The sequence below is a fragment of the Sinorhizobium sp. 6-70 genome (assembly GCF_030124375.1).
In the GTDB taxonomy this organism is placed as follows: domain Bacteria; phylum Pseudomonadota; class Alphaproteobacteria; order Rhizobiales; family Rhizobiaceae; genus Sinorhizobium.
Genome location: NZ_JASKLS010000001.1, coordinates 604,920 through 617,613 on the forward strand (window position 1 = coordinate 604,920; position 12,694 = coordinate 617,613).

Sequence of the window (12,694 nt, forward strand, 5' to 3'; positions counted from 1 at the left end):
ATATCAGACTCCCGCACTCGGCCGTCATCCTCGGGCTTGACCCGAGGCACCGTCATCCTCGGGCTTGACCCGAGGCACCGTCATCCTCGGGCTTGACCCGAGGATCCAAACACAGGCAGCCGATGGCGCCCTGTGAACCAAGTACGGTCGCTCGATTCTAGATCCTCGGGTCAAGCCCGAGGATGACGGAACAAGGGGAAAAGCCCGTCACCTCATCAAGCCAGTTGAGCGGCAGATAGCCGAACAATGCGCGCCTCATTCCGGTGCCCGTCACCAGCGCGCCCAAGTCCTTGGACACAAGAGACTTCCGGTTCCGCATCGTCACTGGACAATCCGTGGCGGCGGCGCGGAAGCCTCCATGCCCCCTCGCCCCGAATCCCGCATCAAACCCGAACCATGTCGGCAACACCAAAACAACACGGTACGTGTTGACACGATCCGTGTCGCGTGGAATGTTGAACTCAACACGAACAACACGCCGATGCCCGGCAGACCGGCCCATCGGAGACCGGGAGAGCGCGCGGCCGCATGTCCATCCTCACGATAAAATCCGGCCTGCACGGCCATATCGACGAACTCTTTGCCGCCGATCTCCGCCGGTCGAGTGACGCCGAGAACCAGCAGGCGCTGAAGACCTTTCTGGCGAGCGTCTATTCCAGCCTCGCCTCGCTCGCCTGGCATCTCGGCGCTGATGGCAACGTCTTCCAGCGCGAGGCCCTGCCCGCCTCCGAGCTCACCGACGACGCCTTCTTCGTGCTCAACCGCGAGCGCGAATTTTCCGGCGGCGGCACCGGCCACGGCCAGCGCCTCGTCGGTACCCACAATCACCGCCAGCAATTCTAGATTCTTTGATGACGCAATTCCGCACGGAAAACCGCTTCACACTTTTCCTGGAATTGCTTCTCAAACACACGCAATTCCGGACGGAAAACCGCTTCGCACTTTTCCTGGAATTGCTTCTCAAACATACGCAATTCCGGACGGAAAACCGCTTCGCACTTTTCCTGGAATTGCTTCTCAAACACACGCAATTCCGCACGGAAAACCGCTTCACACTTTTCCTGGAATTGCTTTGGAGTCCCCAATGCGCGCCGAAACCTATGCCGTCGTCAACCTCGCCGCCCTGAACCTGATCGAGGCGATGAGCGCCGCCTATTACGCGACCGAGGCCGAGGCCGCCGCGCGGCATGCCTTTCGGGTGAGGGAAATGCTGAAGAAGATCGCCGCCGCGCTGGAACAGGAGCACCGGCACGCCACCGTCGAGCCGGCACGCGGTGATGCCACAATCGGCGAGGCGACTAGGGGCGAGGCGGCGGCGGGCGACTAGGGGCGAGGCGACGACCGGCGCGGCGCATCTTCGAGCGACAAGAACCGCCTCCCCTTGCCTGACGCTCATATCGGACCTCCCGGCCGCCCCCGCAAGCCGGGCTGAACACAAGCCGGGCTGAACAGTAGCCGGCCCGAGGACGAGGCCCGCGATCAAGCGCCGCCGCAACCATTGCGCGCCTCTGCCGGGCCCTTCCCCAAAGAGGCCCCGCCCCACCTTGCGGCTTGACACTTGATCGGTATCAAGGCGCAAGCCTGCGGGCGGGCCTAAAAAACCTTCTTCATGGATGGTAGCCTGAGCATTCCCGGCAACGGCCGTCCGGAACCGCCCGCTGCAAGTTTCCTTAAATCCCGACCGATTTGAGGCAAGAAACACGCAGCAATTGAACGTGCTACAGTATCCTTCGCGCGGCCTCACGAGACGCGCGGCGCTGTCGTTCAGGAGGAAGTCATGTTCGTCAGGGAAATGACCGAGCAGGAATCAATCGCGCTCGTCGCCTCGGGCCGCCTCGGCCGGCTCGCCTGCTGCCGGGACGGCCGGCCCTACATCGTTCCGATCCACTACGCGCTTGCCGGCCGATGCCTCTACGGCTTCTCGATGCTCGGGCAGAAGATCGAGTGGATGCGCGACAATCCCTTGGTCTGCGTCGAGATCGACGAGCTTGTGAGCCATGACGAGTGGAAGAGCGTCGTCCTCTCAGGCCGCTACCAGGAATTGCCGGATACCGAGCAATGGCGCCGCGAGCGGCTGCACGCCTGGTCGCTGCTCGAAAAACACGTCAATTGGTGGGAGCCCGGCGGCCTGAAGCCCGGCCCGCAAGAGATCACCGATGCCGCGCCGCCCGTCTTCTATTGCATCGATATCGAGGAGATCACCGGCCGCGCGGCGATGCCGGGCGACCCGACATGACGAAAAGGGCTTGCAGAGCCCTTGCACCCTCCGGGTGGCGACACCAGCGCCCTACGCGATGGCGATGATCTCGAGCTCCTGATCGCCGACGCTCACGACATCGCCCACGGCCCTGCCCCTCAGAATCCTTGCCACCGGGGAAACATAGGAAATCGATCCGGCCTTGGGATCGGCCTCGTCCTCGCCGACGATCCGATAGGTCTGCACCCGCCCGTCATCACGGCTGAAGGTGACCGTGCTGCCAAAGGCGACCGTGTCGGTCGACGTCGGGTCAGCGACAAGCTCAGCCGTGCGAACGCGCTCCGCAAAGTAGCGCAAGTCACGCAAGGGGCTTGCGGCCTGCCGCCGCCGTTCGTTCACATCCTCGATCGCGCCTGTCGCATCATAGGCCTCGCGCGCCTGCTGCAGCTGCATTTCGAGCGCCTTCAACCCCGCTTCCGTCACGAGGTTCGGATGGGGTGAAATCGGACGGTCGGGCAGCAGGGTTTCCGCAGCCGTTTCGGCACTTTCTTCCTTGACGAAGGCAACGCTCAAGATCGGACTCCATTCAGACGCGGTGGGCTCTTGCAGCGGATGGTGCACAGCCCCTGTTGTAGCACCATGGTTGCGGCGACGATCGTCCACCTCTCGGCGGCCGGCGCCAATCAACCTTATACGATGTTTCCGATGGTCAGCGCGACTGGAATAACGCGTCCCTGGACAAGGCAGTGCCGAGCATTGTCTTCGCCCGATGGTCGATGTCCGCCTTGCGCCAGAGCGGAAGTTTGCGGCTGGGTGATCGATGACCGCTGTCGACCCGTTACTGTCGTCGGGGAAGTGCCCATTCAAAAGCCGCTTCGAGCCATTGCGGACAGATAGGCAGAGGGTTGTTCCCATTCTGTTTCAATCCGCTATTCTCACTCACGAAACCATGCGTCGGGGGAAGCGATGCTAGATCAAAACGCCAAGTTCGAGCGCCTGAAGGCACTTCATTACGGAGACAAGGCATTCGTCATCCCCAATCCGTGGGACGCCGGTTCTGCGCGCCTGCTAGCAAGTCTCGGCTTCGAGGCTCTTGCGACCACAAGCGCGGGCTATGCGTTCTCAAAAGGCAAGCTGGACTCCTTTGCCAGCCTCGGCAGGGGCGAGATTCTTGAGAACGCCGCCGAGATCGTCGGCGCGACCGATCTGCCTGTCTCGGCGGACCTTGAAGACGGCTTCGGCGCTGCGCCAGAGACTTGCGCCGAAACCATTCGTTTGGCCTGCGGAGTCGGGCTGGTCGGTGGATCAATCGAGGATGCGACAGGCAATCCCGATGCTCCGATCTACGAGCTTTCCCACGCGGTCGAACGCCTTCGGGCTGCGGCAGAAGCGGCCCGTGGTCTGCCCTTCCTGCTGACGGCACGAGCCGAGAACTACCTTTGGGAAAGGCCCGACCTGGAAGATACGATCAGGCGGCTTCAAGCCTTCTCGGCAGCGGGGGCTGATGTTCTTTACGCCCCGGGTCTGCCTGACATTGAGGCCATCCGGACCGTCTGCGCGGCCGTGGACAAACCCGTCAACGTGGTCATGGGGCTAAAAGGACGAAGCTACTCTGTTGCGGAGCTGTCGGATGCCGGGGTGCGCCGGGTCAGCGTCGGTGGTTCCTTCGCACGGGCCGCGCTCGGCGCGTTGATGCGCTCGGCCGAGGAGGTGAAATCGACCGGTACGTTCACCTATGCCGCCGATGCGCTCCCTGCCGCGATCATCGGCCAGCTCATGTCGCAAGAGAAGCGCGACGACAGGCGATGACTGCATTGTCTCACATAGCCGCCTCTCAGCACCTTCGCAACGGACTTCCGAATCCCACGCAATGCGGACCTCAGCATCCTGACGTGCGAAGTCTGCAATGGGCCAACAGCGGGAGACCTATTTGCAGCTCAATGTCGTAATCGAGCCAACAACGACCTAGCCCGGTAGGTAGCTTTGGGAGCGGAAACAATGGCAAAACACAGGATCTATACAACGAGCTTTGCAAGCGTTTACCCCCACTATGTCGCGAAGGCAGAGAAAAAAGGGCGGACCAAAGCGGAGGTCGATCAGGTCATCTCATGGCTGACCGGGTATGGTCCGAAAGAGTTCGAAGCTCAACTGGCTAGGAAAACCGACTTTGAGACGTTTTTTGCCGACGCGCCCAAAATGAATCCATCGCGAGCCTTGATCAAAGGCGTCGTCTGCGGTGTCCGCGTCGAGGACATAGAAGAGCCAACCATGCGGGAGATTCGCTACCTGGACAAGCTGATCGATGAGCTGGCGCGGGGCAAAGCGATGGACAAGATTCTGCGCGAGAATTGATGCGCCCGCCGATCTCTGTCCGCGTGACGTTCTTGCCGGCAAGGCGGGCACTCGCTTGGTGGAGACGACGCCCGCTACAATGTCAGGACGAGGAAGACCAGGAACGCGATGGGTATGGCGACCAACAAGGTGAGAAGCATCTCCGTGCCAACATTTTCCCAATAGCGCCGGCTCCAGTGTCTGCGAGGACGCCGCATCTCCGTGCCCTCCACTCTTCAGGGCATTCTACTGCGATCTCGACTGGAATTCACCGGCCTGGAGATCCCCGACGAACCGGATGGCCGCTGCGGTGGAGGTGCTTATCATTTCTTCTCAGCGGGAATGCTCGGCAGTGCGGCCGAGAATGCGCCAGAAAGGACGCTCTATTTCGACCAGCGGCCGACCGGGATCATCGGCCTTGAGACCATCCCGAACCAAAGCAGCCAGATCCTTTTGAACCGCAGGGTCGGACAGGAAATAGCTGTGCCCCGCAAAGCCGGAAATTCCCTTGTATTCGATAAAGTCGGCGATGCCCGACAGCTGCGAATTCTTCCACAGCGCGTTCGAGCCCGCCTCCTTGGAATTGATGCTCGCGCTGGTCAGACGCCCGAGTCGGACAACGCTTCCGAACAGCCCGCTTGAAATGGCAAGCGCCTGGTCGTTGGGGGATGAATATACGGTCAGATGCAGCGCACCGATGCGCGGCAACAGGCCGTAGGGGGTCGCCTTTGCTCCGAAGGGCGTATCGGGATCAGATATGAAGCCGAACAATTTTGTTGTGGCAACATCCAGATCGATGTCAGGAGCAAACAGCACGGCATTGGCGATTTTGTAGCGCTCGGCCGGCGAAGACCGCGCGGCATAGGCCTCCATTCCCAGTTGCCCAAGGGCGGACAATAGAACGTCTGCGCCGCGGCTGTGCGCGATGAAGTGGAGGCGTCTGACACCCTTGGTCGCAGAAATGATGCGAACCGCCTTCTTGACATCCGCCACTGCGAACTCGCCGGACTCGCGGTCGATATTGTAACCGTAGAACGCGCCGCCGGATCCGCCCGCCGGCCACGAAAGCGACACGCACACAAACTCCTCAGAAAGGGTGTTGCATATCTGGCCGGTGGCTTTGGCGGCATCGTCGAAACTATTGGCATAACCATGAACAAAGATGACCACTTCCTTGCGTTTCGCGGTCGCCAGCCGCCGGGCCAGCTCGCCCTGCAGCCCCGCGACCGCTCGCGCATGGGCATCTACCGTTGCGCGTGCCCGACGAGGCCCCTCAGGCGTCAGCTCGATTGGGTACGGCGATTGCGGAAATTCGCCGAGCTTGGTCGTACGTGAAACACGCAGCAATTGGTCATGCTGTCCGGCTGCCCCACCGTGGAAACGCGACCGGTCCCGAACAAGCGTGACCGAGCCGAAGCTCAGTGAATGACCCCGAAACGCGCCGTAGGAGAGTTCGCCATCGGCGGAAGCGGCAGGCGCTCGATCCGTGACGTAGAGGAGATCGAGGGGACTATCCTCTTTAACGCTGGGAGCCGCAGCCTCCGTCCCGACCCCCAGGTCGCGGACCATGTCCCTTTCGCTCAAGCAGGCCGAAAGGAGGAAAACGCAGAGTAATGTTAATAATAAAGCTGAGGCCTTTCGCAACAGCCGAGCGAATGAGTCGGAATTCGTCGACTTTATTTCGAAAAGTATCTTCATTTTTATTACAACATTACACTATACCTGCGGAGAATAGAAATTATGCAGAGCGAAAATTTACTATATGCAAAGCAGAGACATCACCTATACATTGGTTTAGCTCGCATTGAATGTTCCATCCTTGGGAGCGATGTCACGCCAACGGGGCGAGACACGACCTGCTCGTATGACATACGCGCCGGCCAATCGCCGAATGCCTACTCCGAAAGCGTTAGTTGCTAATTTAGCTAATCCTTAAGGGTAGCTTGAATAAAGCCTAAAGCAGGCGCTCCATAGTCACGACGCCGCCGCTATCTACCCAGCAAGGGGAGCAGGTAAAAGAGTCGGGGTGCGCTCCTATTCCGAGAGATGGCTGACGACCTCATCCAAGTGAGGGTGCCTTGCGCGGGATCCGCGTGAGGTAATTCAGCAATGGCAGCCGCTAAAAGTACCATCCGCGGATTATTTCAATCGTCACAGCGATTCGATTGCTGGGTTGCAATGATTTGCGGCCAGCAGCCTGCCACTGCCTCTTTCCACGATACATGACCCGTACGCGTGCGCCCCGGCGACTCCAGCGGTTCCCGCGGGAGGACCTGAACAACTGACGACCGTTGAGGCCGCTCTTTATGAGGGAGAAGAACCATGGCTATCACGATCACGCCGACTGGCGCGTTTGCCGTTCTCGATGAAACCGATGGTTTGCAAAACGCGACCGCTACACCGTCGCCCGCGGGCGACGCCGACGACAATGACATTTTGGCGAGCAGCCTGCCGACGGCATTTTCCGGCCGACTGAGCACCCTCGGCCTGACGGTGGACGAGGCCGCGCTCAGCGGCTACAACGGCGCCAACACCGGCAGTAACATCGTCAACGTCACCGGCGCCAACGCGACCAGCGACTTCTCGCTCACCGGCAGCGGTGGAGCCGCGTTCACGGACTACGAGACAGGCGCGACATCCACGTCCAGCAGCGGGTTGTTCGCGGTGGCTGATGACGGGACCGTCACGGAAGTCTTTCTCTTCGCCGATCCGACCAACAACAATATCGTGTACGGCGTGGCCGGCGACAGCGGCGACGATCCCATCGCGTTCGCGATCTATCTCGAAGAGGTCAAGACAGCCGGCATCACCACCGGCGCAAAGATGTGGACGGTGATCGCCGACGGCTACACGCTGGCGCACGGCACCGATGGCAGCAGCGTTGCCGATCATGACGATTTCGTCGACCTGACGAACAAGCTGTTCGTCGCCGCCATCTCGGAGAACGACTTCTCCTTCGCCAACGCGCCTTCCGGCCAGAACCTCTTCATGATGTTCGGAAACACGTCGCAGGCGATCCTTATCACCGGCGTGGATCCGGCCAACGAGTCGGCCGGTCAGAACGTGTCGAGTGGCAGCACCGTCAGCACAAGCCAAGGCGGCGGCCCCACCACGCTCGGCACGGACGGTCAACATATCAAGGCCCAAAAGGCTTTGGTCGTCACCTTCGTCACGGGGGCCAACGCGGACTATATCGCCGGGCCCAACGCCGGCAATAACCCTGGGCAACCTCTCAGCCCAACCGAGGCAAACGACGAGGCCAACATCGACTTCGGCGGCTATGCGCAGGACGTTACGGGCGGCTCGATCACCATCTCGCAGATGAATCCGGGCAGTGCCAACACAACCGCGACCGTGGAGATCCAGGCCTTTCTTACGACAGACGGAACCGGGAACAACTATATCGACAACGACCCGCTCGTGACCGGCGACACTGGGGTCAACATTGAGTCGGTGAGCGTTATCCGCGGAGGGGTCGACATCACCAACACTCTGGACATCGACATCGTGGGCAACTCGGCCACGATAGCGGGCGTGAAGGACGACGATGTCATCCAATATACGACCACTGACGACCACAACCGTGTGCTGGTCCGGAATGACGAGCCGGCAGGCAGCAACGTCTCCTTCGATCTCGGCGGCTTCTCGCTCAGACAGGTCGCGAGTGACGTCGAGGAGATCGGCTCGAAGGTCCGGTTCGAGGATGACGGGCCGGACGCGGTGGCGAAGGACGTGGCGGCGCCGACGGCGACGCTCGACGAGTCGCCACTGGCGCCCAACGGCGACGGAGTGAACTCGGTGACGATCACGGCGGCGACGATCGCCGCGCTCTTCGAGACCCCGGACTTCGGCGAGGACGGCGAGGGCAGCGTGAGCTACACGCTTTCGGGCACCGACGGCGCCAAGACCGGGCTGTGGCTCACCGGCGAGTCCGCGGCGGCCGACGAGATCCTGCTGGTCAAGGTCAGCGACACCCAATGGGAGGGCCGTAAAGGGGGCGGCACGGGCACCCTCGCGTTCACCGTCACGATCAATGGTTCGACCGGCGAAGTGACCGTCACCCGCAGCAGTGCGACACTCGAGCACACGACCGACGGCAGCACTGCGGCGGCGCATGACGACGCGTTGACGATGGCGGCCACCGCTAACCTGTTTGCGGTGCAGCACGTCACCGACGGCGACGGCGACACCGATAGCGCCACTGCCGTCAATCCGTTGACCCTCAAATTCGAGGATGACGGGCCGGATGTGGCGGCGAAGAACGTCGCGGGGCCGACGGCGACGCTCGACGAGTCGCCGCTGCCGCCCAACGGCGACGGCGTGAACTCGGTGACGATCCTGGCGGCAACGATCGCCGCCCTGTTCGAGACCCCGGACTTCGGCGCCGACGGCCAGGGCAGTTTGAGCTACACCTTATCGGGCACCGACAACGCGCAGACCGGGCTGTGGCTCACCGGCGAGTCCGGGGCTGCCAACGAGATCCTTTTGGTCAAGGTGAGCGACACCCAATGGGAAGGCCACAAGGGCGGCGCGGGCGGCACCCTCGCCTTCACCGTCTCGATCAACGGCACCACGGGCGAAGTGACAGTCACCCGCAGCAGCGCGACGCTCGAGCACACGACCGACAGCAGCACAGCGGCGGCGCATGACGACGCGCTGACGATGGCGGCCACCGCCAACCTGTTCGTGGTGCAGCACATCACCGACGGCGATGGCGACACCGACAGCGCCACCTCCGCCAATCCGTTGACGCTCAAGTTCGAGGACGACGGGCCGGACGCCGTGGCAAAGAACGTCGCAGGGCCGACGGCGACGGTCGATGAGTCGCCGCTGCCGGCCAACGGCGACGGCGTGAATACGGCGACGATCGCCGCGGCGACGATCGCTAACCTGTTCGAGGCCCCGGACCACGGCGCCGACGGCGCAGGCAGCGTAACCTACACCCTGTCGGGCACGGCCGGTGCAAGGACCGGGCTGTGGCTGACAGGCGAGTCCGCGGCGGCCGACGAGATCCTGCTGGTCAAGGTCAGTGACACCCAGTGGGAGGGCCGCAAGGGCGGCACGGGCGGCACCCTCGCCTTCACCGTCACGATTGACGGCTCGACCGGCGAAGTGACCCTCACCCGCAGCAGCGCGACACTCGAGCACACGACCGACGGCAGCACTGCGGCGGCGCATGATGACGCGTTGACGATGGCTTCCACCGCCAACCTGTTCGCGGTGCAGCACGTCACCGACGGCGACGGCGACAGCGACACCGCAACCGCGGTCAACCCGCTGACGCTCAAGTTCGAGGACGACGGGCCGACTGTCACCGTCGAGAACTCCAGCGGGACGTACGACGCGGGCGCCCAGGGAACCTGGAACGACAACGATCCCGGCAGCGACGGGTTCGCCTCGCTGAGCGTGAACTTTGACGGCTACGAGATCGACGACGACGGTCCCGTTACCGTCGACGCCGCGCTCACACAGACGGGCAACTTCACTTTCGACGGGTCGATCACCGATGACTTCAACGGCGACGGCACCGACGAGACCGTGGACTTCACTCTGACCTTCGATCCCGACAACGACAGCTATGCGATCGAGGTCACCACACCGCCCGGTTCGGTCAGCACATTCTCGACCGCGAACGGAAGCCTTGATGCGGGCGGGCCGGATCCCGTGCGGACGCTGACGGTCAACAGCACCGACATCGTCTTCTCCGCCGTCAATGCGACGACCAACACCAACGATATCAAGGCCTTCCTTGATGCAACCGAGGCTAACATAGAAGCAAACGCCAACTATCTCAGTTCGGCACAGATGAATGTCAGCACGGCGGGGATCGGTCTCGCCGACAACCTGTTCGAGGGTAACGCCAACGCCGGAATCGACGGTGCAACGACCCAGGGCGGCAAGATCGACGAGAGCTTCGTCGTCGACCCGCACGTTGATGTCAGCAGCATGAAGGTGATCATCAACGACCAGACGAACGGTGGCTACACCCCGGCGAGCGAGGACCTTTTCTATCGGATCTACTTCACCGATGGGACTGTCGGCACTACGACCAAGGTCGTCGCCGGAGACCTCACGGCCGCCGGCAAGGGTCTCGTCTCCTTCACGGTTGGCGATCCCGATGGACCCAACAACATCGACGCAATCCAGCTCGTGATGGGCACGGGCACCATCAAGGTTCCGGTCATAGAGTTCACCACCTCGGAGACGTTCAATCCGGAGTCGCTCCACCTCGACTTCACCGCGACGCTGTTCGACGGTGATGGCGACAGCAGTTCGGACGGGTTCTCGATAGACCTCGACCCCACGGTCGTCTGACGCGATCGCGAGCCCGCTCACGGGCGGGCTCGCATCCTTCCCAAAGGTTTCCAGTCACGGAAGGTAATCGATGCCACACGACTCCAGCACCACCCGGCTCGCGGAGGTCATGGGCGCCATACGCAGGCAGTTCCCGCTGCTGATCGTGCTGAGCTGCCTTCTCAACCTGCTGCTCCTCGCCGCCAGTATCTACATGCTGCAGGTCTATGACCGGGTGCTGTCGAGCGGGTCGCTGGACACGCTCCTGTGGCTGACGCTGATCGCGGTTTTTGCCGTCGTGATCTACGGTGCGCTCGAGCAGGCAAGGCGGGTGGTCCTCGGCCGGGCGGCCGGCTGGCTCGATGGCGAGCTCAACGTACCGATGCTGAGGCGCGCCATGGAAGTGCGGCTCGCCGGAAAGGAGGGCCGCGCCGGCACCCGTGACGTCACCGATCTGCGGACCTTCTATGCGGGCGACGCCGTGCTCGCCTTTCTCGACATGCCCTGGAGCGTGATCTTCCTCGCCTTCATCTGGGCCCTGCACCCGGCACTGGGCGTGGTTGCCACGGCCGGCGCCGTCCTCCTCGTGGGGCTCGCCCTGGCGAACGACGCACTGACACGGGACCGGCAGAAGCGCGTCAGCGCCGTCACCAAGACCCACCAGGAAAATGCCATGCGCTTTGTCGATGCCGGCGAGACGATCTCGCCTCTCGGCATGGCACGGGCAGTGCTCGAGCGCTGGCGCCGCCGCCAGGCCGAGGTGGTGGCCGAGCAGCAGCTATTGTCCGATCGGACGACCACGATCCTTTCGATTTCGCGCAGCCTCCGGCTGATCCTGCAAATCGCCATCCTGGCAGCCGGCGCCTATTTCGTCATTCGCGGCGAGATAACCGCGGGCGCCATGATTGCCGGCTCGATCGTCATGGGCCGGGCGCTCGCCCCGATCGAACGGGCGACCAGCGCCTGGCGCGCTTTCGTCGCCGCGAGGAACGCTCATGCGAACCTCAAGGAGCTCTTCGCCGGCACGTCACGCGATGCGCTTGATTGCATCTCCCTCCCCCGCCCCAAAGGCGGGCTTGCCTTCGAGACCGTGTTCTATGTCCCTCCCGGCTGCCAGGAGCCGGTGCTCAATGCCATCAGCTTCGCGATCGGCCCGGGCGAGAACTGTGCCGTGGTCGGGCCATCGGGCGCCGGCAAATCGACCCTCTGCCGCCTCGCCGTCGGCGCCTGGAAACCGAACAAGGGCCATGTGCGCCTCGACGCGGCAGACGTTTTCGACTGGGATCCGGAGGATCTCGGGCCCCATATCGGCTATTTGCCGCAGCAGGTCGAGCTGTTGCCCGGCACGGTGGCCCAGAACATCGCACGTTTTCGGGAGGTGGATAGCAACGCGCTGATCCGCGCAGCGCAAGTCGCCGGCGTTCACGAACTCATCCTCTCGCTGCCGGACGGCTACGGAACCGAGATCGCGTTGCACTCGCAGCGGATCTCACTCGGCCAGCGGCAGCGCCTCGGTCTTGCGCGCGCCTTGTACGGCGACCCCGCCTTCGTCGTGCTGGACGAGCCGAATGCGAACATGGACGAGGCTGGCGATCGAGCCCTGATCGAAGTGTTGACGACCCTCAAGCAGCTTCGAACAACCGTACTGATCGTCACGCACCGGGCTTCGGTGCTGAAGTGTGCCGACAAGGTCCTGGCGCTTCACAACGGCACCGTTGCAGCCTTCGGCCCGCGCGAGCAAATGGTGCGGCAGGTACAGCCGGCCGGATCGACGGTCACGAGGCCCCTGCCAACTCCATTGCAAGCCGCTCGTCCCGGGGAGCCATCTGAGATCGTTGACCGTGAGAACCGCCTCAAAGCGGGGGAATGAAG

At 62.6% G+C, this 12,694-nt stretch carries 11 protein-coding genes; 7 read left to right on the forward strand and 4 right to left on the reverse strand.

Annotation, left to right across the window (positions count from 1 at the left end; genetic code table 11):
- Nucleotides 1-157 precede the first annotated feature (157 nt).
- Nucleotides 158-298, reverse strand: coding sequence for a hypothetical protein (locus QN222_RS02990; protein ID WP_284005217.1), 141 nt, complete (start codon nucleotides 296-298; stop codon nucleotides 158-160).
- 230 nt (nucleotides 299-528) lie between these two features.
- Here QN222_RS02990 and QN222_RS02995 point away from each other — a divergent pair, with 230 nt between their 5' ends.
- A complete protein-coding gene (locus QN222_RS02995; RefSeq protein WP_283965464.1) occupies nucleotides 529-843 on the forward strand; it encodes a hypothetical protein in 315 nt (104 codons plus the stop codon).
- Here the strand turns inward: QN222_RS02995 and QN222_RS03000 are convergent.
- Nucleotides 840-1,025 (reverse strand): hypothetical protein, encoded by a 186-nt coding sequence (locus QN222_RS03000; RefSeq protein ID WP_283965463.1) that lies wholly within the window; start codon nucleotides 1,023-1,025, stop codon nucleotides 840-842. The two genes, QN222_RS02995 and QN222_RS03000, sit on opposite strands and share 4 nt — an antisense overlap.
- 59 nt (nucleotides 1,026-1,084) lie before the next feature.
- Here QN222_RS03000 and QN222_RS03005 point away from each other — a divergent pair, with 59 nt between their 5' ends.
- Complete coding sequence (locus QN222_RS03005) at nucleotides 1,085-1,327, forward strand: hypothetical protein (RefSeq protein WP_283965462.1); 243 nt, start codon at nucleotides 1,085-1,087, stop codon at nucleotides 1,325-1,327.
- Nucleotides 1,328-1,777: 450 nt separating this feature from the next.
- On the forward strand, nucleotides 1,778-2,236 hold the full coding sequence (locus QN222_RS03010; RefSeq protein ID WP_283965461.1) for a pyridoxamine 5'-phosphate oxidase family protein: 459 nt from the start codon (nucleotides 1,778-1,780) through the stop codon (nucleotides 2,234-2,236).
- 51 nt (nucleotides 2,237-2,287) lie between these two features.
- On the opposite strand, the gene greA is transcribed toward QN222_RS03010, so the two are convergent.
- Nucleotides 2,288-2,770 carry a transcription elongation factor GreA gene (gene greA / locus QN222_RS03015; RefSeq protein ID WP_283965460.1) on the reverse strand — a complete coding sequence of 161 codons (483 nt, stop codon included), beginning with the start codon at nucleotides 2,768-2,770 and terminating at the stop codon, nucleotides 2,288-2,290.
- A 393-nt stretch (nucleotides 2,771-3,163) separates the two neighbouring features.
- On the opposite strand from greA, the gene QN222_RS03020 reads away from it, so the two are divergent.
- Complete coding sequence (locus QN222_RS03020; RefSeq protein WP_180943120.1) at nucleotides 3,164-4,006, forward strand: oxaloacetate decarboxylase; 843 nt, start codon at nucleotides 3,164-3,166, stop codon at nucleotides 4,004-4,006.
- 189 nt (nucleotides 4,007-4,195) lie between these two features.
- On the forward strand, nucleotides 4,196-4,549 hold the full coding sequence (locus QN222_RS03025) for a DUF2200 domain-containing protein (RefSeq protein WP_180938104.1): 354 nt from the start codon (nucleotides 4,196-4,198) through the stop codon (nucleotides 4,547-4,549).
- 312 nt (nucleotides 4,550-4,861) lie between these two features.
- Here QN222_RS03025 and QN222_RS03030 read toward each other — a convergent pair whose 3' ends face one another.
- Complete coding sequence (locus QN222_RS03030) at nucleotides 4,862-6,097, reverse strand: alpha/beta hydrolase (RefSeq protein ID WP_284005218.1); 1,236 nt, start codon at nucleotides 6,095-6,097, stop codon at nucleotides 4,862-4,864.
- 753 nt (nucleotides 6,098-6,850) lie between these two features.
- On the opposite strand from QN222_RS03030, the gene QN222_RS03035 reads away from it, so the two are divergent.
- Together QN222_RS03035 and QN222_RS03040 are read left to right on the forward strand one after the other, a co-directional pair.
- Nucleotides 6,851-10,843 (forward strand): DUF5801 repeats-in-toxin domain-containing protein, encoded by a 3,993-nt coding sequence (locus QN222_RS03035; protein WP_283965458.1) that lies wholly within the window; start codon nucleotides 6,851-6,853, stop codon nucleotides 10,841-10,843.
- A gap of 70 nt (nucleotides 10,844-10,913) precedes the next feature.
- On the forward strand, nucleotides 10,914-12,692 hold the full coding sequence (locus QN222_RS03040) for a type I secretion system permease/ATPase (protein ID WP_284005220.1): 1,779 nt from the start codon (nucleotides 10,914-10,916) through the stop codon (nucleotides 12,690-12,692).
- Nucleotides 12,693-12,694 lie beyond the last annotated feature (2 nt).

Coding starts and splice junctions, on each gene's coding strand:
- QN222_RS02995 (WP_283965464.1), top strand. CDS start 529: ATGTCCATCCTCACGATAAAATCCGGCCTGCACGGCCATATCGACGAA.
- QN222_RS03005 (WP_283965462.1), top strand. CDS start 1,085: ATGCGCGCCGAAACCTATGCCGTCGTCAACCTCGCCGCCCTGAACCTG.
- QN222_RS03010 (WP_283965461.1), top strand. CDS start 1,778: ATGTTCGTCAGGGAAATGACCGAGCAGGAATCAATCGCGCTCGTCGCC.
- QN222_RS03020 (WP_180943120.1), top strand. CDS start 3,164: ATGCTAGATCAAAACGCCAAGTTCGAGCGCCTGAAGGCACTTCATTAC.
- QN222_RS03025 (WP_180938104.1), top strand. CDS start 4,196: ATGGCAAAACACAGGATCTATACAACGAGCTTTGCAAGCGTTTACCCC.
- QN222_RS03030 (WP_284005218.1), bottom strand. CDS start 6,097: ATGGTCCGCGACCTGGGGGTCGGGACGGAGGCTGCGGCTCCCAGCGTT.
- QN222_RS03035 (WP_283965458.1), top strand. CDS start 6,851: ATGGCTATCACGATCACGCCGACTGGCGCGTTTGCCGTTCTCGATGAA.
- QN222_RS03040 (WP_284005220.1), top strand. CDS start 10,914: ATGCCACACGACTCCAGCACCACCCGGCTCGCGGAGGTCATGGGCGCC.